Below are 23,865 nucleotides of genomic sequence, written 5' to 3'. Positions count from 1 at the left end.
ACCGCCCCGGCGCGTGGCGGGGAAGGTCAGTCAGGGCGGACGAGCAGGCGTTCAGGACCGTGGAAGACGAGGTCGTCGGCGTAGTGGACAGGGGCGTCGGCCAGCGCCAGGCGGGGCAGCGTACGAAGCAGCTCGGCGAAGGCGATCTCCGCTTCGGCACGGGCCAGCAGCGCTCCGAGGCAGTAGTGGATGCCCAGGCCGAAGCCGGTGTGGCGGCGGGCGTCGCGGAAGAGGTCCAGCCGGTCGGGGGCGTCGAAGCGTGCGGGGTCGCGGTTGGCCGAGCCGAGTACGAGCACGAGCCGGCTTCCCCGGGGGAGGGTACGGCCGGCCAGCCGGGCGCGGTCCGGGCAGTGCCGGGTGACCATCTGCACCGGAGCGTCGTAGCGGACCAGTTCTGTGACGGCGGCGGGCATCAGCTCAGGGCGGGCGCGCAGCGTGGCGAGCTGGTCCGGGTGGGCGAGCAGGGCGAGCAGGCCCTTGCACAGCAGGTTGGTGGTCGTCTCGTGCCCTGCTGTCAGCAGGTGTACGCACGTGCCGACGAGGACGTCGTCGTCGAGGCCCGAGGAGGCCGCGCGCGCCACCATCGTGCCGATGAGGTCCGTGCCGGGGCGCGGTCGGCGCCTGCGCCGGGTGAGTTCGGCACGGAAGTAGGCGTCCAGGTCGCGGGCTGCGGCCTCCGCCACCGACCAGGCGTCGGCGCGATGGGCGGCGCGGGCCCTGGTGGCCTGCTGGAGGCCCAGAGCGCGCTCCCGGAACCAGCCTCGGTCCTGGGGCGGTACGCCGAGCAGTTCGCCGATGACCAGCAGCGGCAGCGGGGCGGCCAGTTCCGCCACCAGGTCGGCCTGCCGCCGGGTGGCGAGCTCGGCCACCAGGGTGTGTGCCAACTGTGCGATGCGGGGGCGCAGCGCGGCTGTCGCGGCGGGGGTGAAGGCGTCGGCGACCAGGGCACGCACCCGGGTGTGGCGTGGCGGGTCCATGAAGACCATCCAGTGTGCCGTGGTGCGCATCAGGTGGGGCCGGCCGGCCGGCACGCGTGCCGGGCGCGGGCCGCGCAGGTAGCGGCGGTCGGTCAGCACCCGGGTCACGTCGCGGTGGCGGAAGAGGTACCAGGAGCCGTCCGGGGCCTGGTGGACCGGGTCCTGTTCGCGGTACTGCCGGTAGTGCGGGTAGGGGTCGGCGAGGGGCACGGTCCGCACGTCGAACCCCGGGAGGGGAGGTGTCATGTCGCCTCGTGCCGGAAGAGGTCGGCGTAGAAGTGCATCATGCCGATGACCTGCTCGGGGACCGCGGGACATGCGCGTGCGGCGGCGGCCAGGTGCGCGAACCGCAGGCCGATGGCGCGGCGTGCCACGTCCGGGCGCGCTGTGCCGGCGGGTACGGCGTCGAGTTCGAAAGTGGGTCCTGCCGTGCGGCCGCGGTGTCCTGAGTCCATGGTGACCAGCAGCTCGGCGAGCGGGCGCATCATGCCCGTCATCACGTCGATGGAGGCGTTCATCAACTGCGACCTGCGCAGGCTGGCGTCGGGCTGCTGACCGAAGTGCTGTGCCATGAGCTGGAGCGCCAGGTGGTACGAGCGGTTGAACAGCTGGGCCACCGTGCGCGCGGTGGGGTGCGTCACCTGTGTGCGGTTGCCTTCGCCGGGGTGCAGCGACGGGTTGCGCAGCACCGGGTAGGCGGGGTTCCACAGGACCCGTCGTCCGTGCGGGCCGGGCACCCGCTCCTCGGCCAGCAGTTCGCCGATCCGGGTGAAGGTGTGGAAGTGGGAGACCTCCCTCGCAGGCGCCGCCGGGCCGGTGTCCGCCCGCCCGCCCGGCGGAGCGGGGGCGGTGACGGCCGCTCCTCCCTCGCCCTGTTCAGTGATCACGTCGATCGCGAACAGCGCGCTGGGCAGGTCGTCCACCTCCAACTGGTAGTCGGGGTTTGTGGTATCGATCGTCTCGCGCAGGAAGAGGTGGTGTTCTCCGCCGCCACGCCCCCGCTCGACGAGGAACAGGCCGGGAACCCGGCTCAGCCCTTCCCGGATGCCCGCGTAGAGCTCGCTGATGGTGCTCCAGGTGAAGCGGCGGCGTTCAGGCGTGCCGGTGGGCGCCGAGGACCCGTGCAGGACGGGCACCGAGGCGGCCGGCTGTTCGAGGGCGATGTAGCGCTGCAGGCTGCCGATGCTCAGCGGTTCGAGAGCGAGGTCGAGCGGAACGGGCAGCTCGGCGTTGAGAGTGGCGAAGTCGATCACCGGAAGGTGGAAAGGTTCGCCCATTGCCATGATGATGTTGTTGACGAGCAGGAAGTGGATCATCTCCTCGCGGGCGACGCCGAGCAGGCTGCCGCGTACCCCGTCGTCCAGCGTCGTCCCACCCTGGCCGCAGACGAGTTCGAGCTGCCGCGGCGTCCAGGTACCGCGCCGTACGTGGGTCAGTCCCGCGCCGTAGGTGGGCAGCGAGTAGGCGGCGTACAGGTACTGGAGCATCACGGCCAACTCCAGCGTCGCGGCCTGCTTGAGGGTGTGCCACAGCTCGCCCCGGGTGGTGATCGCCGACTCGGTCGCCGCACGGGCCGGCAGGGTCACAGGCGGCCGGTCCCGCGCCTGGAGATTGCGCAGGTAGGCCACCAGCAGTCGGGCCTTGGCCGCGGACAGGTCGCGGCTGGGCGGCATGTAGTACGTCTTCGACGCGTTGACCGGATCGCACATCTGCGCGATGAGGGCGGCGTACGTCTCGACCTTGCAGCGGTCCGCGAGGCTGAAGACCTCCGCACGCATGAAGGACGACGTGTGCTCGTAGTACGCGAACACCTCCCGCTGCACCAGGGCGAAGTCGACCTCACCGCGCGGCACCTCGTCCAGGTGCCGGTCGTCCGGAAGCACGCGTACCGCCAGAGCCCCTGCCCCGGCCCAGAAGCCCAGCGCGTCCCCGTCGTCGTACGCGGTCCAGGCCGAACCCGGCGCGCGGGGATCGACGGGGGGCTCCGTGTGCGGTTCGGCGGTGAGCAGCACGCGGCAGGTGCCCGCCCGCTCCCCGCGCAGGGTCACCGCGCCGTTGCCCCGTTCATCGGTGCGCACCGTGCACTGGGACGCGTAAGCGGCCCCGTCGTGGCACAGGCCGAGAGGTTCGGCGTCACCGACGCGGGCCGCAGGACCACCGGCGACCGGGTCGCCCGGCAGAGCGCGCGGGTTGTGGTACTGGCGCACCCGCACGGCGCCCACCGGCGCGGGCCTGCCCCTGACGAAACTGCGCAGCGGCACCCGTACGGCATGGTCGCTTTCGGGGGAACGATGCTGCAGCACCACCAGGGCCTGGTCCGACTCGATGGTGGTCTCCCGCTCCCTGAGCAATGTGCGGCGCTCACCGCACGACGCCGCTCCGACCAGCCGCAGCCCCTCCTCCTCCGCCACACACCAGCCGGGCTCGGCGTCCACGGTGACCAGGCCCGAGGTCGCCTCGGCGCCTTCCAGGTACGCCGCCTGGGGGACGCGGGCGACCAGCCGGTCCGTGGCGGCGGTGCGCAGTTCGAGATCTCCCGCGCCGAGGGGCGGCCCGAGCCGGTGCAGTGCCCCGTCCACGCACCGCTGCTGCCGGGAGGCGAACCGCACGGCGGAGACCATGTTCAGGCCCACCCCGTGCCGCGCCACCCGAACCGTCATGTGGCGGAGCGGAGAGCCGGCCACAGGGACCAGCAGCCGCCCCGCAGGACAGGTGCGCAGTTCCTCGCTGTGCCAGGGGGCGACGGTTCCCCGCACCCGCCACCTGGCAGGCGTGTTCGGGCTGCGCGGTGTGGCCCTGTTGTCCAGCGCGAACTGGACGACGACACCGTCGGCGCCGTGCAGCACGGCGTCCCGCAGCGCCTCGGCGGCGGGTGAGCCCGCGGCCCCGGGCAGCCAGTCGAGTTCCGCCGCCTCCATCGCGAACTGGTGGACGGCGCTGTAGCGAAGGTCGGGCGCGAGAAGGTGGTCGCCGACCTCCTCGATGTGGTCCAGGTGCACCCAGCGCGGCGGATGCACGCCCTTCACCCCGCCCGTGAACGCGTAGGCGCCGTCGTGCGAGCGGCCGCGCCGCCCGAGACCGAACCGTCCGGCCATCAGCGCCGTCGTCCACCGGGAGGCGGGATCGAGGTCGAAGATCCGCGCGCGGTTGACGGTGGTGCGCAGATACGGGTTGTAGTGCCCCCAGACGTCGACACTGCTGCCGACCAACGGGTCCGCCTCGGTGCGGCCGCCGCCCGCGCCCGGCGCGGTCTCCACCGAGAGCACCCGCGCGTCCAGTGAGAAGTGCCCGTTGCCTTCGAAGTCGCAGCCCTTGGCGGCGCTGAAGGCGCCGTGCGGGTCCGGGCGCCCTTCCTCGTCGAAGCGGGGGCCGCGCTCGTCCAGGAAGGCGTGGTACTCGTCGGCGGGCCTCTCCGCGGGGAACGGACCCTCGTCCGTCAGCACCCGGTGGGTCGCCAGATCCACCAGTCCGCTGCGCGGCCCGGTGGGCAGCCGGGTCGTCGCGACGCCCGCGAAGTGCAGTCGGGGCAGGTCGAACACGCTCATCGCGCGACTCCTTCGGTGTCGTCGTTGCCCGCCGGCAGCGCGCCGTGCCGCCGGACGGCGGGGGAGTGCGCCACGCCGGCCACCGCCCGCAGCGCCGACTCGATGGCACCCTCGATCCACGCGGGAGCCGTCGAGCAGTGCTCACCGGCGAAGAACAGCCGGTGCACCGGCCGGGCGGCCCGGACTCGTTCGGCCTCGACCTCCCGCGCGCCCATGCCCCAGCGCGTGGTGCAGCCGGCGTCGAGGGACGAACCGCTGCCCCAGGCCACGCTGACCGCGGCCCGCACCATGCCGGACCGCCGCAACTGGGGGTGGAGCGTGCTCAACTCGTCGAGCACCAGCCTGTGGCGTCGGCGCTGGGGCAGGCGGCCGAGCCAGGCCGCCTCCGGGCCGATGGTGTAGCTCGCCACCAGCGCGGCGCCGTCATCGGTGGCATCCTCCGCTGGCGGGTAGTAGGTCTGCCGGATGCGCCCGCCGGTGAACGACGCGCCTCCCCTGATACCGCCGTCGTGCAGCCAGAACGGTTCGCGGCAGTGGAAGGCGACCTTGGTGGCCGGGCAGTAGACCACCTCGTCGAGCACCGCCAGCTTGTCCTCGTCGAGCCCACCGAGCCGCATCCCGCGCAACGCCGGAAAGGGGAGGGTGCACACGGCGAGTTCCGCCCTGTGCGTGCGGGTCCTGCTCCCCGCGCGCACCAGGACCCGCACCCCGTCGCGCTCCAGGGTGAGCGCCACCGCCCGGTGCCCGCACCGCACCGGCCCGCGCAGACGGCGTGCCAGTGCCCGGGGCAGCCGGTCCATCCCGCCGCGCAGACGCAGCAGGTGCGGGCTGGTCTCGGTCAGTACGTCGTCCAGGAAACTGCTGAGCCGGACACCGCACGCCGCGCGCAGTCGGGGGTGCGCGGCGAACACCCCCTGCAGGTCCAGCCGGTCGGCGTCGGGGCCGCGCAGAAACGGCTCGAGATCGGTACGCGCCACCATGTCCACAAGACGCCGCCCCATGTCCCGGCTCAGTTCCTCTCGCAGGTCGGCGGGGGCGATGGCGTCGACCACGGCCGTCAGCCAGGCGCCGAAGAGCACGGCTCGCCGGTCTTCGGCGCGACGCGGGCGGTCAAGGCCCACCTTCGCCCGGAAGTCCGCGCACAGGTGCGGGGCGGCGTCCCGTACGCGGACGAATCCGCCGGCCGTCCGCAGCTTCGCGCGCTCCTCGGACAACAGGGTGGCGAACGGGCGCAGTTCTCCCTCCAGACCGAGCAGCCGTACGTACGTCAGCGTGTGCGTGTGGTCGGCGGGTATGCGCATGGCGCCGAGCTCCACGGCAGGCGCACCAGGCCCGGCGCCGAAGCGGTGGGTGCGTATCCGCCCGCCGACGTACGGAGCGCCTTCGAGTACCTCCACCCGGAATCCGAGGCGCTCCAACTCGTAGGCCACCACGAGGCCGGCGATTCCGGCGCCCAGCACGAGGACGCGCGGGCCGCCGTCGGCCGCAGCCGACTTTCCCGGCGTTCTTGCCGTGTTCCTCGGCCCGCGGGCGCGCTCACTGGGTGACGCGCTTGATGCGCACATTGTTCGTCGCTCCCGAATTCCGCCCCCGGTACCGGGGCGGCTGCTTGGTGCGGAGTGATCCGACTTTCTGCGCTATTCCCGGGCTCTTGCGGTGTGCAAGCGCAAACCAGACGTTCGGATGAAGTCGTTGGATCCGGCGCAGTCGGCGCACTCCCCTCATGCTCCGGAGCCGCACCGGCGCCCGGCTGTCCACCAGGAGCGCTGCTCCGGGCGCAGTGCGCGTGGTGCGCAGAGAAGGAGAAAACGGCACTGCTTTCTCCGATATGTTTTCGAAGAGTGGTCGAAGGCTGCCGGCAATCCGTTCCTGGGCAGGAAGCGAAAGGGCCGGCGGCGAACGCGTCGGCGCAGGTATGTGTGGCCGCACCCGGAAATGCGAGCGCACATGAGAATGCGACCGCATACGGGAATGCGGCCGCTCGCCGAAAGGCGATCGCACGCGAGACGGCCGCACCCGTGAACGCGACCGCGTGCGACGGGCCGATCACACGTGCCACCGCCCGGGCAGCCGGAGTTGGGGAGGGAATTCATGAGCGCCACAGTCACGGTCCTCGGCCTGGGGCCGATGGGCACGACGCTCGCGCACGCGTTCTTGGACCAGGGGCACCGTACGACCGTGTGGAACCGCACGCCCGGCCGTGCCGAGGCACTGACCGCCAGGGGGGCAACCGAGGCCGGCACAGCGGCCGAGGCGGTCGCCGCGAGCCCGTTGACCGTGCTCTGCCTCGCCGGACACGACGCGGTACGCGCGGTCCTGGACCGGGCGGCCGAGGCAGCGGGCGGCCGCACCCTGGTCAACCTCACCTCCGGCTCGCCCATGGACGCCCGGGAAACGGCCGCCTGGGCCGGCCGGCACGGCAGCGCCTACCTGGACGGAGTGCTGATGACCACGACCTCCGGTCTCGGCAGGCCGGAAGCCCTCCAGCTCTACGCCGGATCACACGCCACCTTCGACGCGGTCCGCCACCCGCTCGGCGCCCTCGGCACACCCCTTCACCTGGGCACCGAACCCGCGCTCCCTTCCGTCTACGACACCGCGCTGCTGAGCATGCTGTGGGGCGCCCTCACCGGGTGGCTCCACGGGGCCGCGCTCATCGGTGCCGACGGCCCCGGAGGCAACGTCGCGGCCACCGCTTTCACCGACGTGGCCGGGCAGTGGCTGCCGACCGTCCACGCGTTCCTGCGCACCTACGCCGGACAGGTGGACAGTGGCAGCTACCCCGGTGGGGACTTCACCCTCCGGCTCCACCAGCGGACTCTGGGCATCCTCAAGCACGCCGACGAACTGCGCGGTGTCACCTCCGGACTGCCCGAACTGGTCGGGCGCCTCACCGACCGTGCCATCGCGGAGGGACACGGCGAGGACAGCTTCGCCCGCCTGATCGAGTTCCTCCGCGAACGCGGGGCGGCGTGAACACCCCCGAGGGCGGCGCGTCGCCTCGCCGAGAGGGGGAGGGCGACCGCGTGCCGCGCCGCCAGGGCAGCACCGGCCAGCGGCATGCCCTCTGGGACGCGGTCGTGCTCGGTGCCGGGCCGACCGGGCTCGCGCTGGCGATCGCGCTGCGCCAGTACGCCCTCGACGTCCTGATCGTCGACAAGGCGTCCGACACCAAACGCGAGGCGCGGGCCAGTGTCGTGTGGCAACGCGGACTCGAAGCGCTGCGCGACCTCGGCTGCGCGGAAGCCTTCCTGCACCGTGGACTTCCCCTGGAGTGCGGCGAGTTCCACGTGTGCGGAAGCCCGGCCGGAGTGCAGGAGCTGAGCATGCCGCACACGGCGTTCCCCTGCCCCGTGTCCATCGAGCAGGACGACATCGAACGGCTGCTCCGGGCCCGCCTGCGGGACCTCGGGCCCGATGTGCGCTGGTCCAGCGAAGCCGTGGCCCTGCGCCCGGGACGAGACAGCGTGGGCATCGACCTGCGCGGCCCCGGCGGAAACATCCGTACGGTGGAGGCCCGTTGGGTGATCGGCTGCGAGGGCTCGCACAGCCTCGTGCGCCGTAGCCTGGGCCTCACCTTCGACGGCAGGCAGCGGACAGGACTCCAGTGCCTCCAGCTCAACGCCCGTCCCGACTGGAGCCACCCGGGCACCCCGCACCGCACCAGGATCTTCGTCAACCACCGCATCACGTTGATCACCGACCCGGTGCCCGGTGGGGCCACGCGCTTCTACGCCTTCCGTCCCGACCCCGACCCGGCCGTCGAGGGCCCGCCCGACGTGGCCGAAATGACGAGGCTGGTCGCCGCCGCCACCGGAGAGGAGACCGTGCGCCTGGAGCCCACCGAACCCCGGTGGGCCAACCGCGCCCGGTTCCACGACCGCATCGTGCCCACGCTCCGCGGTGGCCGCGCTCTGCTCGCCGGGGACAGCGCGCACCTGTGGGCGCCCATCGGCGGGCGCGGCCTCAACACCGGGCTGCTGGGCGCCCACAACCTGGGCTGGAAACTCGCCGCCGTCCACCACGGCTGGTGTCCCGAAGCGCTCCTCGACACCTACACCAGCGAGCAGCGCCGCACCGCGCTCGACGTCATGCGCGCCATGCGGCGCAACGTGCTCGAACTTCCCCCAGGGCGCGCCATGCTCACGGCGCTTCGCCTGTTCCTGCCGACCGCACTGCGCAACCGGCGCGCGGCGCGGCGGGGAGCGTTGCTGCTGAGCGACTTCGGCCGCCACTACCGCGACAGCGGGCTCTCCGGTCGCAGGGGAGCCCGCACCGGCCTCCGGCCCGGCGACCGGCTCCCCGACTTTCCGCTCGCCGGCGGCCAGGGCGGCAGCCTCCATGGACTGCTGTCCTACCAGCACTGGTCGTTGCTGCACATCGGCGGCGGTGAGCACCACGCGATGCACGCCGAGCGGCTGCGTGAGCTGACGCGCCCCTACGCGCTGCCGCTGCGGCACCGCGGTGTCAGCCTCCGTGCGGAGCCTGACGCCCCGCTCCCCGAGGGGACCGTGCTCCTCGTCCGCCCCGACGGGCACCTCGCGCTGCGCGTACCGGAGCTCGACCACCGGTCGCCGGCTGCCTACCTGGACCGCTGGAGCACCCGTCGGCCCACCTGACCTCCCCCCGGGCCGGGCGTCACTCCTCGGGTGAGGCCACCAGGCGCAGTCTGCCGAACTCCGCGGCCAGCGCCGGCGGCGTGTAGTGCGCGTTCAGGCCGCTGGGATTGGGCAGCACCCACACAGGCACCCCGCCGATCAGCCGCTCCTGCGGGCCCATCACGGCCTTGCGCTCGTCGAAGGCGGCACGGTAGGCGGTCACGCCGAGGACGGCCAGCCAGTGGGGCCGAAGCCGGGCCACCTTCTCCTCCAGCAGCCGCCCGCCCTCGGTGAACTCCTCGCGGGAGAGCTCGTCGGCGCGCGCCGAGGCCCTGGCCACCACGTTGGTGATGCCCAGGCCGTACGAGAGGAGTTCGTGCTCCTCCTCGGGTTGCAGTCGGCGCGGAGTGAAGCCGGAGGCGTGCAGCGCGGGCCAGAAACGGTTGCCGGGACGGGCGAAGTGGTGGCCCGTCGCCGCCGAGAGCAGCCCCGGGTTGATGCCGCAGAACAGCACCCGCAGCCCTTCGGCCGCCACGTCGGGCACTGGGGGCGCCTCCCGGACGGAGTCTGGGGGACGGTCGCGGGCGGCCTCCAGCTCCTCCCGGGTGAGGCGCGGGCTCAGAGGATCGCCCCCGGCCGGTAGGCGGCCGCCTCCGGGTGCAGCGCGGCGACCTCCTGGACGCGCGCGACGACCTCGGCCGTCTGCGCCGCCGCGGCGCCGGTGAAGGAGAGCCGGTCGGCCATCAGCGCGTCCAGCGCGGCGCGGTCCAGCGGGATGCGGGCGTCGGCCGCCAGCCTCTCCAGCAGTTCGTTGTGCTCGGCGCCCTCGCGCATCGCCAGCGCGGAGGCCACCGCGTGCTCCTTGATGGCCTCGTGTGCGACCTCGCGGCCCACCCCGGCGCGCACGGCGCCCATCAGCACCTTGGTCGTCGCCAGGAACGGCAGGTAGCGGTCCAGCTCCCGGGCCACCACGGCGGGGAAGGCACCGAACTCCTCCAGCACCGTCAGGAACGTCTCCACCATGCCGTCGAAGGCGAAGAACGCGTCCGGCAGCGCCACGCGCCGCACCACCGAGCAGGAGACGTCGCCCTCGTTCCACTGGTCGCCCGCCAGTTCGGCCGCCATGGAGGCGTAGCCGCGCAGGATCACCATCAGGCCGTTCACGCGTTCACACGAACGGGTGTTCATCTTGTGCGGCATCGCCGACGAGCCGACCTGGCCCTCCTTGAAGCCCTCGGTCACCAGCTCCTGGCCCGCCATCAGCCGGATCGTCTTGGCCAGCGACGAGGGCGCACCGCCCAGCTGCACCAGGGTGCTGACCACCTCGTGGTCCAGGGAACGCGGGTACACCTGGCCGACGGAGGTCAGGACCCGCCCGAAGCCGAGGTGCTCGGCGGTCCTGCGCTCCAGGTCGGCCAGTTTCGCGGCGCCCTCGTCTCCGCCGCCCATCAGGTCCAGCATGTCCTGCGCGGTACCGACCGGGCCCTTGATGCCGCGCAGCGGGTAGCGGCGCAGCAGCTCCTCCAGCCGTTCGAAGGCGACCAGCAGCTCGTCGGCGGACGTCGCGAACCGCTTGCCCAGCGTCGTGGCCTGCGCGGCGACGTTGTGCGAGCGGCCCGCCATCACGAGCGCCGCGTGCTCACCGGCGAGCGCGCCCAGCCGGCTCAGCGCCGCCACCGTGCGGTCCCGCACCAGCTGGAGGGAGAGGCGGATCTGGAGCTGCTCGACGTTCTCCGTCAGGTCACGGGAGGTCATGCCCTTGTGTACGTGCTCGTGCCCGGCCAGCGCGTTGAACTCCTCGATGCGGGCCTTCACGTCGTGCCGGGTGACCTTCTCGCGCTCCGCGATCGAGGCCAGGTCCACGGTCTCCAGCACCCGCTCGTAGTCGGCGAGGGCCTCCTCGGGCACGGCGACACCCAGGTCCCGCTGGGCCTTCAGCACGGCGAGCCACAGCCGCCGCTCCAGCACGATCTTCGACTCGGGGGACCAGATGCGGACCAGCTCGGGGGAGGCGTAGCGGGACGCCAGGACGTTCGGGATGCGCGGCTTGTCACTCACGCCGCCCGAGTCTACGGGCCGCTGCGCTGGGCCGGCGGGGCGCCTGCCTGGGAAGAGGTGCCCTTGCCGAGCGCTGCCGTCTGCGGGTGCGCTGTGGTCGCGCGCGCAGTCCCCGCGCCCCTTCGGGGCGCCTGGGCGCTCAGAGGACGTCGAGCTCGGGGCGCTTGGGTGCGCGCCCGTCGCCGGAGGAGCGGCCGGTCAGCCGACGGCCTATCCAGGGCAGCAGATGGACGCGGGTGAAGCGCAGGTCGGCCAGGCGGCGGGTGGGCCAGGACGGCGGTCGGGAGGGCGGCAGCGGCGCGTCCCAGTCCGCTTCGGCAGGCAGCCCGAGCCGCTGCCAGACGGCCTCGGCGACGCGGCGGTGTCCCTCCGCGCTCAGGTGCAGCCGGTCGTCGGCCCACAGCCGGGGGTCGGACAGCGTCCGGGACCCGAACAGGTCGACGACCACGGCGCCGTGCCGCTCTGCCAGCTCGTCGATGAAGGAGAAGAGGGCCTCCATACGGCCCCGGTACCGCTCCAGCACGGGACCGCTGCGGCCGGGACTGCGCATCAGGACGAGGGTGGAGCAGGACGGGGCCAGCTTGCCGACGGCCTCCTCCAGCAGCGCACACACCCGTGCCGTGTCGCAGCGCGGCCGCAGCACGTCGTTGAGCCCGCCCACCAGCGTCACCAGATCGGCGCCCATGGCCACCGCGGGGTCGACCTGGTCCTCGGTGATCTGGCCGATGAGTTTGCCGCGCACGGCCAGGTTGGCGTAGCGGAAGTCGGGCTCCAGGGCGGCCAGCCTGGCCGCCAGCAGGTCGGCCCAGCCGCGGTAGGCGCCGCCGGGCAGCGCGTCGGACATGCCCTCGGTGAACGAGTCTCCCAGGGCCACGAACGAGCGGAGGGGAGAGGCGGGTTGCGAGGACGCCGCGGGGGAGGGAGCTGTGCTGGTCACGGTCGCCCATGGTAACCCGTTGCCCCGAGCAACGACTCTCGCCCTCGGGGCAACGGGCACCACCTCGCGGTGGCTACGGGCACCACCTCGCGCGGGTCACGGCTGGCCGACCAGTTCCCGCAGGACGTCCTCCATCGTCACCACGCCGGTGGCGCGCCCGTCAGGACCCGTCACCGCCGCCAGGTGCGTGCCGCTGGACCGCATCGCGCCCAGCACGTCGTCCAGCGGCAGCGAGGCCCGCACCCGGGCGATCGGCCGCATCGCGGTCAGCGGGAACGGGGACTCGCGCGGCGAGGCGTCCAGCGCGTCCTTGACGTGCAGGTAGCCCAGCACGCGTCCGTCGTCGTCGACGACGGGGAAGCGGGAGAACCCGGACTCCGTCGACAGCCGCTCCAGGCCCTCGGGCGTCACACCCCGGCCCGCGATGACCACCTTCGGCAGCGGTTGCGCCACGTCGCCGACCGGCCGCCTGCCCAGCTCCAGGGCATCGCGCAGCCGCTCGGTCGAGCGGTCGTCCAGCAGCCCGGCCTCGCTGGAGTCGGCGACCATCTGCGCCAGGTCGTCGTCCGAGAACGCCGCCTCGACCTCGCTCTTGGGCTCCACGTGGATCAGCTTGAGCAGCCCGTTCGCGAACGAGTTCACCGCGAAGATCACCGGGCGCAGCGCACGCGAGAGCGCCACCAGCGGCGGCCCCAGCAGCAGCGCGGCCCGCTCGGGCCCCGCCAGCGCGATGTTCTTCGGCACCATCTCGCCCAGCAGCATGTGCAGGTACGTCGCCAGCGACAGGGCGATCACGAACGAGACCCCGTGCGCCACCCCGTCCGGCACGCCCATCGCGTGGAACACCGGCTCCAGCAGGTGTGCGATCGCGGGCTCGGCGACCACGCCCAGCACCAGCGTGCACAGGGTGATGCCGAGCTGGGCCGCGGCCAGCATCTGCGCCACGTGCTCCAGGCCCCAGAGCACCTTGCGTGCCTTCTTGTCGCCGTCCTCGGCCAAGGGTTCGATCTGGGCGCGGCGCACCGAGATCATGGCGAACTCGGCGCCGACGAAGAACGCGTTGACCACCAGCGTCAGCAGTCCGATGATGAGCTGGATCGCCGTCATCGCCGTGCCTCCGCCCATGCGTCGTCGTCCGTCTGTGCGGGGTCCTCACCCGGCCTGGGGCTGTGCAGCCGCACCTGGGCCGCACGCCGCCCCGACGCGTCCGTCACCTCGATCCGCCAGCCGGCGACCGTCGCCGTGTCACCCGCGGCCGGGATCCGGCCCAGCTCGGTGGCTATCAGGCCCGCCAGCGTCTCGAAGGGGCCCTCAGGGGCGCGGAGCCCGATGGCCTCCAGCTGGTCGGTGCGGGCCGCGCCGTCCGCGTCAAAGATCCGCCGGCCCTCGGCGTCCTCTCCCGCCGGGGCCAGGTCGGGTGTCTCCAGCGGGTCGTGCTCGTCGCGGACCTCGCCGACGACCTCCTCGATGATGTCCTCCAGGGTGACGACACCCGCCGTGCCGCCGTACTCGTCGATGACGACCGCGATGCTGCGGTCGCCGCCGGAGAGCTGGTCCAGCAGCCGGTCGACCGTCAGCGACTCGGGCACCAGCAGCGCCTCGCGCATCAGCTCGGTCACCGGGCGCCGCGGCCGCTGCTCGGCGGGCACCGCCAGCACGTCCTTGATCCGGACGATGCCGACGACGGTGTCCAGGTTGCCCCGGTAGACGGGGAAGCGGGACAGTCCGGTGGCACGGGTCGCGTTGGCGACGTCCTCCACCGTCGCGGCCACCTCCAGCGAGGTGACCTGCACGCGGGGCGTCATGACGTTCTCCGCCGTCAGCTCCGCCAGGTGCAGGGTGCGCACGAACAGATCGGCCGTGTCCTCCTCCAGCGCGCCCTCCTTCGCGGAGTGCCGCGCCAGTGCCACCAGCTCCTGCGGCGAGCGGGCCGAGGCCAGCTCCTCGGTGGGCTCCAGGCCCATCCGCCGCAGGATGCGGTTAGCGGTGTTGTTCAGATGCCGGATCAGCGGGCGGAACGCGGCGGAGAAGACGCGCTGCGCCGTCGCCACCCGCTTGGCCACCGGCAGCGGCTTGGAGATCGCCCAGTTCTTGGGCACCAGCTCACCGATCACCATCAGCACGACGGTGGACAGTGCGGTGCCGAGCACCAGTGCGACGGACGAGGAAGCCGAGGACGGCACGCCCATCGAACGCAGCGGCCCGGCGATCAGCGCCGCGATGGACGGCTCGGAGAGCATGCCGACCACCAGGTTGGTGACGGTGATGCCCAGCTGGGCGCCGGAGAGCTGGAAGGTGAGGGAGCGCACGGCCGCCAGCGCGCTCTTGGCGCCGCGCTCACCACGCTGCTCCGCCCGCTCCAGTTCGCTGCGCTCGACGGTCGTGAGGGAGAACTCCGCCGCGACGAAACCACCGCAGGCCAGCGCCAGCAGCAGCGCCACGAGCAGCAGAAGGACTTCCATCAACGCTCCTTCACCTCCTTCCCATGGTGGGCCAGGAGGCGCGGGCACGCGCGGCGTCGTGAGGGCATCGGCCGCACGACATGTGGGGGGATGCAACTAGGAGGGTCGCCCATGGGCGGACGCTCACACCTTTCACTTGTGATGACGGCGCCGGGCCTGCGCACGTGCGGGCCCGGCGGTGTTTCCATCGTAAACGGACCGGATGGCGCGCGGGTTCCCCCGCTGACCGGGGCGTTTCCCGGGGCCCGTCAGCCGGGGAGGGTTTTCACCCAGCGGCTCCAGAGGGGTTGCGGAGCGTAACCCGCGGCCTCCCAGGCGCGGTGTGCCCGCTCGTTGTCGTCCAACACCATGGCGTCGCCGCGCCGGCCGCCGAGCGCGGCGAACCGCGCCTCCGCGGCCGCCAGCAGTCTCCGTGAGACGCCCCTGCGGCGGTGGGAGGGCAGAACGGCCAGCCGGTAGAGGGAGCACCTCCACCCTCCCCCAGCCTCCGGCCGGGAGGTGCCCCCACACCCCGCGATCACCGTGCCCACGAGCTGTCCGTCGTGCTCGGCCAGCAGCAGGGCCTCCGGATCGCGGGCGATCAGTCGGCCGACGCCCTCCCGGTCGTCGCTCACGCTGGTGCCCTCGGCCGCCTCGCGCCAGAAGGCCAGCACCTGGTCGATGTCCCCCTCGCCCGCGGGGCGGATGCTCAGTTCACTCATGCGGCGGATACCACCACGCCCGCCGAACCGACCGCCACGCCGTTCTGCCTGGTGGGACGGCGGCGTGGTGGGGCGATGCGGCGGTTCGAGGGGCGGCGGCTCAGCTCGGGTGGCCGCACCCTCCGAGTGAGGGGGCGAGCCAGCCGGGGGCGGCGGCGCGGAAGGGCTCGGGCGCTAGCCGGCCCGCCCCTGCGGGGACGGCGCCCACCAGTGGAAGGCCGGCGTAGCGGGGGAGGTCGGCCACGTTGCAGCGCTCGGCCAGGCCGGGGTCGGCGGGCAGGGAGCCGATCACCATGCCGGCCCCCGCCACCCGCCGGGCCCGCAGCGCCTCGGCCGTGAGCGCGGCCGTGTTGAGCGTGCCGAGCCCCGCCTGGACGACGACGAGCACCGGGGCGGCCAGCAGCCGGGCCACGTCCGCCAGCGTCGAGCCCTCCTCGTCGAACCGCACCAGCAGCCCGCCCGCGCCTTCCACCAGCACGAGATCGTGCGAGGCGGCCAGTTTCTCCGTCGCGTCCGCGACCTCGCGCGCGGACAGGCACGCCATGCCGGCTCGCCGGGCGGCGGTCTGCGGAGCCAATGGTTCCGGATAGCGCGCCAACTCGACCCCGGTGATCCGGTTCTCTCCCACGAGGCGCCCGACCTCGGCCACGTCCCCGGGCTCGCCGGACGCCACCCCGGTCTGCGCGGGTTTGAGCACGGCCACCGACCGTCCCGCCCGCAGGGCGCACGCCGCCACCGCCGCGGTGGTCACCGTCTTGCCGATCTCCGTCCCCGCCCCCGAGACGCAGAGCACACCACGCATCGTCCGTCCAGCCCTTCCGCTCTTTGCTCTCACGCTCCGCGCCGCCACCGCGCTCACGGCGGCGCTCTCACGCTTCCCGCGCCACCGCGCACATGGCGGCGGCGATCCGTGCGACGTCCTCGTCAGCGGTGACATACGGCGGCATCGCGTACACCATGTCGCGGAACGGCCGCAGCCACACCCCGGCCCGTACGGCGGCGCGGGTGGCGGCGGTGAGGTCCACCTCGTGGTCGAGCCGGACGACACCGATGGCCCCCAGTACGCTCACCTCCCGCACGCCCGGCGCCCCGGCCGCCTCCACGAGCCCGGTACGCAGCCCGTCGCCGACCCGGCGCACCTGGGCCGGCCAGTCCTGCGAGAGCAGCAGGTCGAGGGAGGCGCCCGCGACGGCGGACGCCAGGGGATTGCCCATGAACGTCGGGCCGTGTGCCAGCACCGGCACCGAGCCGCGGGCGATCCCCTCCGCCACACGCGGGGTGCACACGGTCGCCGCCATGGACAGGTAACCGCCGGTCAACGCCTTGCCGACGCACATCACGTCCGGCACCACCCCGGCGTGTCCGGCCGCGAACAGCGCGCCCGTGCGGCCGAAGCCGGTGGCGATCTCGTCGAGGACGAGCAGGACGTCGTGCTCGTCGCAGGCCTCGCGCAGCGCACGGACGTAGGCGGGGGAGTGGAAGCGCATGCCGCCGGCGCCCTGGACGACCGGTTCGACGATGACGGCGGCCAGCTCGTGTGCGTGCCGCCCCACCAACTCCCGCAGCCGCGCGAGGTATCCCTCGTCGGGTGCGGCGTCGAAGCCGGGGGGCGGTGCTTCGGCGAACACCTGAACGGGCAGCGCGCCCGACCACAGGTGGTGCATCCCGCCCTCCGGGTCGCACACCGACATCGGCTGCCAGGTGTCGCCGTGGTAGCCGCCGCGCCACGTCATCAGGCGCCGCTTGCCCGGCATGCCCACCGAGCGCCAGTGCTGGAGGCACATCTTGACCGCGACCTCGACGGCGACCGATCCCGAATCGGACAAGAACACGTGTTCCAGGTCGCCGGGGGTGAGGCGGGCCAGCCGCTCCGCCAGCCGCACGGCGGGCTCGTGCGTGAGGCCGCCGAACATCACATGGCTCATCCGGCCGAGTTGCCCGCGGGCCGCCTCGTTCAGCACCGGGTGGTTGTAGCCGTGGATGGCCGACCACCAGGACGACATGCCGTCGACCAGCTCCCGCCGCCCGTACACCTCCCGCGCCAGCCGCAGCCGCACGCCGGAGGCCGACTCCACGACGAGCGGCTCGGCGATGCCGGGCATCGGGGCGTACGGGTGCCACACGTGCCGCCGGTCGAGCGCCAGCAGTTCGGTGGGCGTCAGGGATGCGGGGGCGCGCCCGTCGCCGCGCGCCGCCGCGGTGGCCCGCTCAGGCATTGGGCGGCAGCTCCGTCCCCGCGCCGCGCCGCCGCACCGCCACCCGCTCGTGCGGGCGTGCGGGCCGGCCGGCCACCGCATCCGCGCCGCCCGCGCGGCTCCCGGCCGTCACCGCGCCCGCGCCGTCCGCCTCGTTCACCCCGTCCGGACCGTCCGGACCGTCCACACCGCCTCCGTCGTTCGCACGCTGCCCGCGCCGGTGTCCTGGCAGTGTCGTCGTCGCGGCGTCCTCCACCACGAACCCCGCGTCCCGGATCATCTCCAGGTCGGCCTTCCCGGCCTGCCCCTCGCTGGTGAGGTAGTCGCCCAGGAAGAGGGAGTTGGCCAGGTACAGCGCCAGCGGCTGGAGCGACCGCAGGTGCACCTCGCGCCCGGCCGCGAGGCGGACCTCCACGTCGGGGCAGACGAAACGCACCATGGCCAGGATGCGCAGCGCCCGCTGCGGTGTCATGTTCCACTCGTCGGCCAGCGGGGTGCCCTCGAACGGCAGCAGGAAGTTGACGGGCACCGAGTCCGCGTCCAGTTCCCGCAGCGAGAAGACCACGTCGACGAGGTCCTCGTCCGACTCGCCCATGCCCGCGATCAGCCCCGAGCACGGCGAGAGCCCCGCGTCCCGCGCCCGTTCGACGGTGGAGACCCGGTCCTCGTAGGTGTGCGTGGTGCAGATGTCCCCGTAGGTGGCCTCGGAGGTGTTGAGGTTGTGGTTGTAGGCGTCGGCGCCCGCCCGGCGAAGCCGCTCGGCCTGTCCGTCGGAGAGCAGCCCGAGGCAGGCGCACACCTCCACCTGCTCGTTGCGCTCCTTGATGGCCTCGATCGTCTCCGAGACCCGGGAGACGTCGCGGTCGCTCGGTCCCCGCCCGCTCGCCACGACGCAGACCCGCTTGGCCCCGCCGCGCACGCCCGCCGCCGCTGCCTCGGCGGCCTCATCGGGCTTCAGCCAGGAGTACTTGAGGATGCCCGTGCGCGAACCCAGCCGCTGTGAGCAGTAGGAGCAGTCCTCGGGGCACAGCCCCGACTTCAGGTTCACCAGGTAGTTGAGCTTCACCCGCCGCCCGAACCACCGGCGGCGCACCTTCCCGGCCGCCGCGACCACGTCGAGCAGGTCGTCATCGTTTGTCCGCAGCACCGCCAGTGCCTCGTCACGTGTGGGCGTCTCGCCCCGCACGCCCTTGTCCGCCAGTGCGTTCAGCAGGTCGTCCATGGGCATGATCCTGGCCGACGGCACCGCACCGGGGTATGGAGGAAGTCCACAAGAGTGCTCGTCCGAGGTGTGGACGTTGTCACACCTCGACGTCCGGCATGGCAGGTTACGTTCTATTGACTACCTACAAACGCCCTGGCCGTTGGCCGGGGCGTGACGCCGCCCGGACGAAGAGAGCACCATGCCCACGGACCCGGCCCACGACGCTGCCCGGCACACGGCAGTGCCCCCCTTCGCCGACCCCTTCGCCTGGACGGCCGACGTCCTGCGATCGCGCCGCACGGCCGGACTGCTGCGCACCCTGACACCGAGGCCCGCCGACTCCGCACTGCTCGACCTGGCGGGCAACGACTACCTCGGGCTCTCCCGCCACCCCGAGGTGACCTCGGCAGCCGCCCGGGCCGCCCGCCGCTGGGGTGCGGGCGCCGGCGGCTCCCGGCTGGTCACGGGAACCACCGAGTTGCACGCCGAACTGGAAGCGGAACTGGCCGGTTTCTGCGGCTTCGAGGCGGCGCTGGTCCTCTCCTCCGGGTACGCGGCCAACCTCGCCGCCGTCACCGCCTGCACCGCCGACCCCGCGGGCCCGGGACTCCTCGTCTCCGACGCCCGCAACCACGCTTCGCTCATCGACGGCTGCCGCCTCTCCCGCGCCCGTACGGCCGTCGCCGCGCACGCCGACCCGGAGGCCGTCGCCAAGGCACTCGCGGCCCGCGCGCCGGGGGAGAGCGCGCTCGTCGTCACCGACTCGGTCTTCTCCGTCGACGGCGACGCGGCACCACTGGGCGCGCTGGCCGCCGTCTGTGCCGAGGCGGGCGCTGGACTGCTCGTCGACGACGCGCACGGTCTCGGTGTCCTGGGCGAGGGCGGGCGAGGAGCACTGTGCGCGGCCGGGCTCGCGGGCGCGCAGGGCACGGTCGCCACCGTCACCCTGTCCAAGGCGCTGGGCAGCCAGGGCGGCGCTGTCCTCGGCCCCGCGCACGTCATCGCCCACCTGGTCAACAGCGCCCGCACGGTCATCTTCGACACCGGCCTCGCCCCCGCGGCGGCCGGAGCCGCCCTCGGCGCGCTGCGGCTGCTGCGCCGCGAACCCGAACGGGCGGCCCGCACCCGCGCGGTGGCCGCCGCCGTGCACGGCCGGCTCAGCGCCGCGGGTCTGGACGCCACCCGCCCCGACGCCGCGGTCGTCGCCGTCCGCGCGCCGTCCGCGCGGGCCGCTCTCGCGTGGGCTGCCGCGCTGCGGGCCGTGGGCGTCCAGGTCGGCTGTTTCCGCCCGCCGTCCGTCCCCGACGGCGTCTCCCGGCTGCGGCTGACCGCACGCGGCGACCTGGACGGGGCCGCTCTCGCGCGGGCTGTGGACGCCGTGATCGCGACCGCCCCGAGCGGCGGCTGACGGGGCCAGGACCGGCGGGTACGCCGCGTTACGTCCCAAGGCGGACAGAGGTGAGCCATCAGGGACAAGTTCACCGCTTCGAGCGACAGTTGACGGTGCAACCAGCAGGTTCGGCCGCACAGTGCCCGGCGGAGTGGCACTCTGTCGCGCAGCGGTCGACCGGGCCGCTCCGTCTCCCGCTCTCCTCACACCGACGCCCGCCGCCGCAGACGCGGCAGCCCACGGCCCCGGGAAAGGGACGCCCTCGCCATGGCAGACAACCAGGAAGCGACGCTCACGCTGCCGAGCGCACCCGCCTCCGTCACCGCGGCACGCAGACACGTCACGGACGTCCTGCTCTCCTGGGGCCTGGGCGAGTCCACCGACGCCATGGAGTCGCTGCGCCTGATCGTCTCCGAACTCGCCACCAACGCCGTCCAGCACACCTGCGGGCAGTCCCCGGTCTTCACCGTGGACCTGCGGCTGGAGGGCGCCGAGTGGCTGCGCCTCGGCGTGAGCGACTCCCACCCGAGAAGGCCGCGCCGCCTCCCCGCCGCCGTGCAGCAGGACAACGGGCGCGGCCTGGCCATCATCCGCGCCCTGACAGCGGAGTCGGGCGGCCGGATGACCGTCGCACCCGCAGGACGGGGCGGCAAGACCGTCTGGGTCGACATCCCCTGGGTCCCCATGGCCACGGCCTGAGGCCGGTCGGGCGCCAGGTGGCTCCACGGGGAACCGGGGGGAATCACCGCCGGCGCAGTTCACCGAACCAGCGCACGATCGCCGAGGTGGCCGCGACGTTGGACCCCAGGTGACGGGATCCCTGGTGGTCGACAGCGCCGAGATCAACCACCGGGGCCTCCACGCCGCTGGTGCGCAGAGCCTCCTGGCACCGCTCCGTGTTGGCGGTGACGGCCTGCTCGTCGCCCGTCGCCATGTAGAGCCGGACCGGTGCGCGGGGCGCCCAGTCGGTGCATACGGCGTCTGTCGTGCGCAGCGCCGCCGCCATCGGCCCCGACGGGTGCGCGAGCAACGTGCGGCCGTGCTCGGTCAGCAGTGCGTCGAGAGCGCCTGGGGTGCCCCGCATCAGCTCCTCCCCGGTGTGTGTGCCGTCGAAGAGCGCCTCCACGGTGCTGTCGTACGGGGCTCGGAAGACCTCGCTGGGGCTGTCGTAGACGTGGTGCAGCCGGTTGAACGCCACCAGCGTGTACGCCGCGTACACCACGCCGGACTTGGCCTCCAGCCTGCCGTCGAGAAGGGCCGGCAACTCCGTGCCCCCGAAGTCGTACGCGCCGCTGACCGGTGCCAGTCCGCCGAGTTCGAACCAGCGGTCCTCGCCCGCCTGAAGAGACCGGCTGAGCCCCAGTGCCGCCGAGGCGCCCTGCGAGAAGCCGGTGACCATGACCTTCCGCTCCAGCACATGTCCGGTGCGCGGCGCGAAGGCGCGGGCTGCCCGCAGCATGTCCAGGGAGGCCGTGGTCTCGGAACCGACGTCCATCCAGGGGTGCGGGCCGGGCCCCTCGCCCATCCCCAGGTAGTCGGGTGCGACGCCCGCGGCGCCCGCCGACGCGTGCGCGATCACCGGCGCGGAGACGAAAGCTCCTCGCTGCATGGACGGGGCATCGTCCTTGTGACTGCCGGTGCCGTGCGCGAAGGAGACCGCGTGCAGCGGTCTCATGTGTCTCGCCTGCCTCTTGCTGTCGAGCGGGAGGACGAACAGACCACTCGCCGTGGTGGGCTTTCCGTGCGGATCAACGGTCCGGTAGACCAGCCGGTACGCGACCACGCCGTGCCGCACGGTGTCGTCTTCGAACCCCGCGCTGCGCAGTTCGGCGGCCACCGCCTGCGCAGTCGCGAGCGTGTACAGCTTCTCGGCGGACACCAGCGTGCCCCTGCCGCGCACCTCGTGGTGCGCCTGGGCGTGCGCCTCGGGGTGACCGGCCGGCACGGCGACGGCGGTGGTGCGGGCCGGCCCGCTCAGCAGCAGCCCGCAGCAGACGGTCGCCCCCACTGCTGCCCGCAGGCCCCCGCGGTACCACGGGGGCCTGCGTGAGAACGGTGAGGCGGAGATGACCACGAGTTCCTCCAGAGGTCGCTGAGCGAAGGCGAGTTCAGCCTCACGCCTTCCACACGACGACGCACTGGTGCGGGCCACCCGACCCGCCCGGTGCCTACCCCCCGCCGCCCTGGTGCACCTGCCCCCTCCGGGGTCCTGCCGCGAGGGCGAAGACGTCACCGGTTGAGGAGGTGACGACTCGACATGCGGCGCAGGTACGGCCGCAGCCCGTGGTGGCGGCCGTCGCGACCGCGCCGCACACCTGCGCAGCTCACCACTCAGGGCCGGCCGGCGAGGCGGGGCCCGTGGCCCGGGACCGTGTCGTCTCCGCGCGCGTCAGAAACACCACCCCGGTCAGCAGGACGAGCGTGCCCAGCAGCATCGGGGCGGTCAGCCGCTCGCCGAGCAGCCCGACGGCCAGCACGGCCGCACTGACCGGTTCGATCAGCATGACGACCGACGCCGTCGCCGCGCGGACGACGGCCGCGCCCGCGAAGTAGAGCGGATACGCGAGCGCGGTCGGAACAGCCGCGACGTATCCCATCAGCCCCACCACACGCAGCAGGTCGCCGGAGTGCGGCACCGCTCCCTCGGCCAGTGCGAAGGGCAGCAGGACCACGGCGCCGACCGCGAACGACCAGGCGGTCAGGGTGAAGGAGCTCTCCCCGCCGCCGGCGCTGCCGGCCCGCCGGGCCAGCACGACGGAACCGGCGAAGGACGCAGCCGCCCACAGCGCCAGGACGACTCCGTCGGCGCGCACTGCGCCCTCACCGCCGCCGAGTACGAGCACGGTCAGTCCGGCCAGCGCGGCGGCCACGGCGAGGGCGCCGCCCCGGCCGAGCCGCTCGCGCAGCGCCAGCCGGGCGCTCAGCGCGACGAACACCGGGCTGGCGCCCAGCGTGACGATGGTCGCCACCGCGACGCCCGTGGCCGGTACCGCGGCGAAGTAGGCCGTCTGGAAGACGGCCAGGCACAGCCCCGTCGCCACCCGCGACGCGACCCGCCGACGGGGGAGGCCGCTCGGGCGCGGCGCGGGCGCGGCTGTGCCGGGCCCGCGCCGCCGCAGCGCCCGTACCGCGGCACGGCCCGCGAACAGCAGTACCAGCCCGCTCACATAGCGCCAGAAGGACACCGCGAGGGGGCCCGCATCGCTGGCGGAGTAGACCAGATCGACGGCCGCCCCCGTGGTGCCCCAGGTGGCACCGGCGACGGCGAGGAAAAGGAGGCCGTGCCCGACGGGCAGGCCGTATGAAGATGTCGGCACGAGAACGCGCTCCGCGTAAGGAGAGGTGGATGGTGTCCCGTTCGCGGGCACCACCGACCTCCGCGGCGGACGGTCGTCCGCCGCGGCAGCCGTGGGTGGCGGCCCGCCCTACGCGGTGGGCGGGGAGAGCAGCGCGGTTGCCGACGTCATGGTCCGCACTCTAGCCACGCCGTGGCGGCCCGACCAGTCCCGCACGCCGCTCCCCGTCGAGCACGCGCAGCGCCCGCTCCAGCGTCGCCGCGTGCAGTTCGCTCTCGCCCCGTTCGTGCATCAGCGTCAGCGCGTCCCGCAGCCGGACCGCTTTGCTGACCAGTCCCTGTGCGGCACGCAGGCTCCGGTAGGTGTCGCTGCCGCGCGCCGGATTGATCCTGCCCATCAGGTCGAGGGCTTCCAGGTAGGTGTCCACCACGTCGCACTCGGCGCGCGTCAGCGCGGGCAGCGGCGGCAGGTCGGAAGGACACGGGTGGCTCGCCATGGCCGG

Annotated in this window: 19 protein-coding genes; 4 read left to right on the top strand and 15 right to left on the bottom strand. The window is 73.4% G+C overall.

Going from position 1 to position 23,865, the window contains the following annotated elements:
• Positions 1 to 26: 26 nt before the first annotated feature.
• Genes MMF93_RS03655 through MMF93_RS03645 form a run of 3 tightly spaced genes read right to left on the bottom strand, consistent with a single transcriptional unit; the run spans position 27 to position 6,087 of the window.
• On the bottom strand, positions 27 to 1,223 hold the full coding sequence (locus MMF93_RS03655; protein WP_242749481.1) for a cytochrome P450: 1,197 nt from the start codon (positions 1,221 to 1,223) through the stop codon (positions 27 to 29).
• Entirely contained in the window at positions 1,220 to 4,522 is a 3,303-nt protein-coding gene (locus tag MMF93_RS03650) for a ferritin-like protein (RefSeq protein ID WP_242749480.1), read from the bottom strand. The genes MMF93_RS03655 and MMF93_RS03650 overlap by 4 nt, the downstream gene beginning before the upstream one ends.
• A complete protein-coding gene (locus tag MMF93_RS03645; RefSeq protein WP_242749479.1) occupies positions 4,519 to 6,087 on the bottom strand; it encodes a flavin monoamine oxidase family protein in 1,569 nt (522 codons plus the stop codon). Before MMF93_RS03645 ends, MMF93_RS03650 begins: the two co-directional genes overlap by 4 nt.
• A 526-nt stretch (positions 6,088 to 6,613) precedes the next feature.
• On the opposite strand from MMF93_RS03645, the gene MMF93_RS03640 reads away from it, so the two are divergent.
• Entirely contained in the window at positions 6,614 to 7,498 is an 885-nt protein-coding gene (locus tag MMF93_RS03640) for an NAD(P)-dependent oxidoreductase (RefSeq protein ID WP_242749478.1), read from the top strand.
• 50 nt (positions 7,499 to 7,548) lie between these two features.
• On the top strand, positions 7,549 to 9,141 hold the full coding sequence (locus MMF93_RS03635) for an FAD-dependent monooxygenase (RefSeq protein ID WP_242749477.1): 1,593 nt from the start codon (positions 7,549 to 7,551) through the stop codon (positions 9,139 to 9,141).
• 19 nt (positions 9,142 to 9,160) lie between these two features.
• Here the strand turns inward: MMF93_RS03635 and mug are convergent, their stop codons facing one another.
• From mug to bioB, 9 genes are all read right to left on the bottom strand, one after another.
• Positions 9,161 to 9,715 carry a G/U mismatch-specific DNA glycosylase gene (gene mug / locus MMF93_RS03630; protein WP_423835572.1) on the bottom strand — a complete coding sequence of 185 codons (555 nt, stop codon included), beginning with the start codon at positions 9,713 to 9,715 and terminating at the stop codon, positions 9,161 to 9,163.
• Positions 9,716 to 9,738: 23 nt separating this feature from the next.
• Positions 9,739 to 11,178 carry an adenylosuccinate lyase gene (gene purB / locus MMF93_RS03625; protein ID WP_242749475.1) on the bottom strand — a complete coding sequence of 480 codons (1,440 nt, stop codon included), beginning with the start codon at positions 11,176 to 11,178 and terminating at the stop codon, positions 9,739 to 9,741.
• Positions 11,179 to 11,317: 139 nt separating this feature from the next.
• Positions 11,318 to 12,115, bottom strand: a complete 798-nt coding sequence (locus MMF93_RS03620; RefSeq protein WP_242749474.1) for an SGNH/GDSL hydrolase family protein — start codon at positions 12,113 to 12,115, stop codon at positions 11,318 to 11,320.
• A 96-nt stretch (positions 12,116 to 12,211) separates the two neighbouring features.
• A complete protein-coding gene (locus MMF93_RS03615; RefSeq protein ID WP_242749473.1) occupies positions 12,212 to 13,222 on the bottom strand; it encodes a hemolysin family protein in 1,011 nt (336 codons plus the stop codon).
• Positions 13,219 to 14,580 (bottom strand): hemolysin family protein, encoded by a 1,362-nt coding sequence (locus MMF93_RS03610; protein WP_242749472.1) that lies wholly within the window; start codon positions 14,578 to 14,580, stop codon positions 13,219 to 13,221. Before MMF93_RS03610 ends, MMF93_RS03615 begins: the two co-directional genes overlap by 4 nt.
• A 245-nt stretch (positions 14,581 to 14,825) precedes the next feature.
• Positions 14,826 to 15,278: a GNAT family N-acetyltransferase gene (locus MMF93_RS03605; protein ID WP_242749471.1), complete on the bottom strand. Its 453-nt coding sequence runs from the start codon at positions 15,276 to 15,278 to the stop codon at positions 14,826 to 14,828.
• A gap of 100 nt (positions 15,279 to 15,378) precedes the next feature.
• Entirely contained in the window at positions 15,379 to 16,080 is a 702-nt protein-coding gene (gene bioD / locus MMF93_RS03600) for a dethiobiotin synthase (protein WP_242749470.1), read from the bottom strand.
• 67 nt (positions 16,081 to 16,147) lie between these two features.
• Positions 16,148 to 17,494, bottom strand: a complete 1,347-nt coding sequence (locus MMF93_RS03595; protein WP_242749468.1) for an adenosylmethionine--8-amino-7-oxononanoate transaminase — start codon at positions 17,492 to 17,494, stop codon at positions 16,148 to 16,150.
• Positions 17,487 to 18,695: a biotin synthase BioB gene (gene bioB / locus MMF93_RS03590; protein WP_242749467.1), complete on the bottom strand. Its 1,209-nt coding sequence runs from the start codon at positions 18,693 to 18,695 to the stop codon at positions 17,487 to 17,489. Before bioB ends, MMF93_RS03595 begins: the two co-directional genes overlap by 8 nt.
• 181 nt (positions 18,696 to 18,876) lie before the next feature.
• Here bioB and MMF93_RS03585 point away from each other — a divergent pair, with 181 nt between their 5' ends.
• Positions 18,877 to 20,085 carry an aminotransferase class I/II-fold pyridoxal phosphate-dependent enzyme gene (locus MMF93_RS03585; RefSeq protein WP_242749465.1) on the top strand — a complete coding sequence of 403 codons (1,209 nt, stop codon included), beginning with the start codon at positions 18,877 to 18,879 and terminating at the stop codon, positions 20,083 to 20,085.
• A 249-nt stretch (positions 20,086 to 20,334) separates the two neighbouring features.
• Positions 20,335 to 20,766 carry an ATP-binding protein gene (locus MMF93_RS03580; protein WP_242749463.1) on the top strand — a complete coding sequence of 144 codons (432 nt, stop codon included), beginning with the start codon at positions 20,335 to 20,337 and terminating at the stop codon, positions 20,764 to 20,766.
• A 43-nt stretch (positions 20,767 to 20,809) separates the two neighbouring features.
• Here the strand turns inward: MMF93_RS03580 and MMF93_RS03575 are convergent, their stop codons facing one another.
• The 3 genes from MMF93_RS03575 to MMF93_RS03565 form a co-directional block, all read right to left on the bottom strand.
• Complete coding sequence (locus MMF93_RS03575; protein WP_242749461.1) at positions 20,810 to 22,141, bottom strand: alpha/beta hydrolase family protein; 1,332 nt, start codon at positions 22,139 to 22,141, stop codon at positions 20,810 to 20,812.
• 250 nt (positions 22,142 to 22,391) lie between these two features.
• Positions 22,392 to 23,384 (bottom strand): DMT family transporter, encoded by a 993-nt coding sequence (locus MMF93_RS03570; RefSeq protein WP_242749459.1) that lies wholly within the window; start codon positions 23,382 to 23,384, stop codon positions 22,392 to 22,394.
• 160 nt (positions 23,385 to 23,544) lie between these two features.
• Entirely contained in the window at positions 23,545 to 23,859 is a 315-nt protein-coding gene (locus MMF93_RS03565; RefSeq protein WP_242749457.1) for a hypothetical protein, read from the bottom strand.
• Between the last annotated feature and the right edge of the window lie 6 nt (positions 23,860 to 23,865).

The sequence above is a fragment of the Streptomyces tubbatahanensis genome (genome assembly GCF_022699385.1).
GTDB classification, from domain to species: Bacteria; Actinomycetota; Actinomycetes; order Streptomycetales; family Streptomycetaceae; genus Streptomyces; species Streptomyces diacarni.
This window is presented reverse-complemented; position numbering and strand designations above follow the sequence as displayed.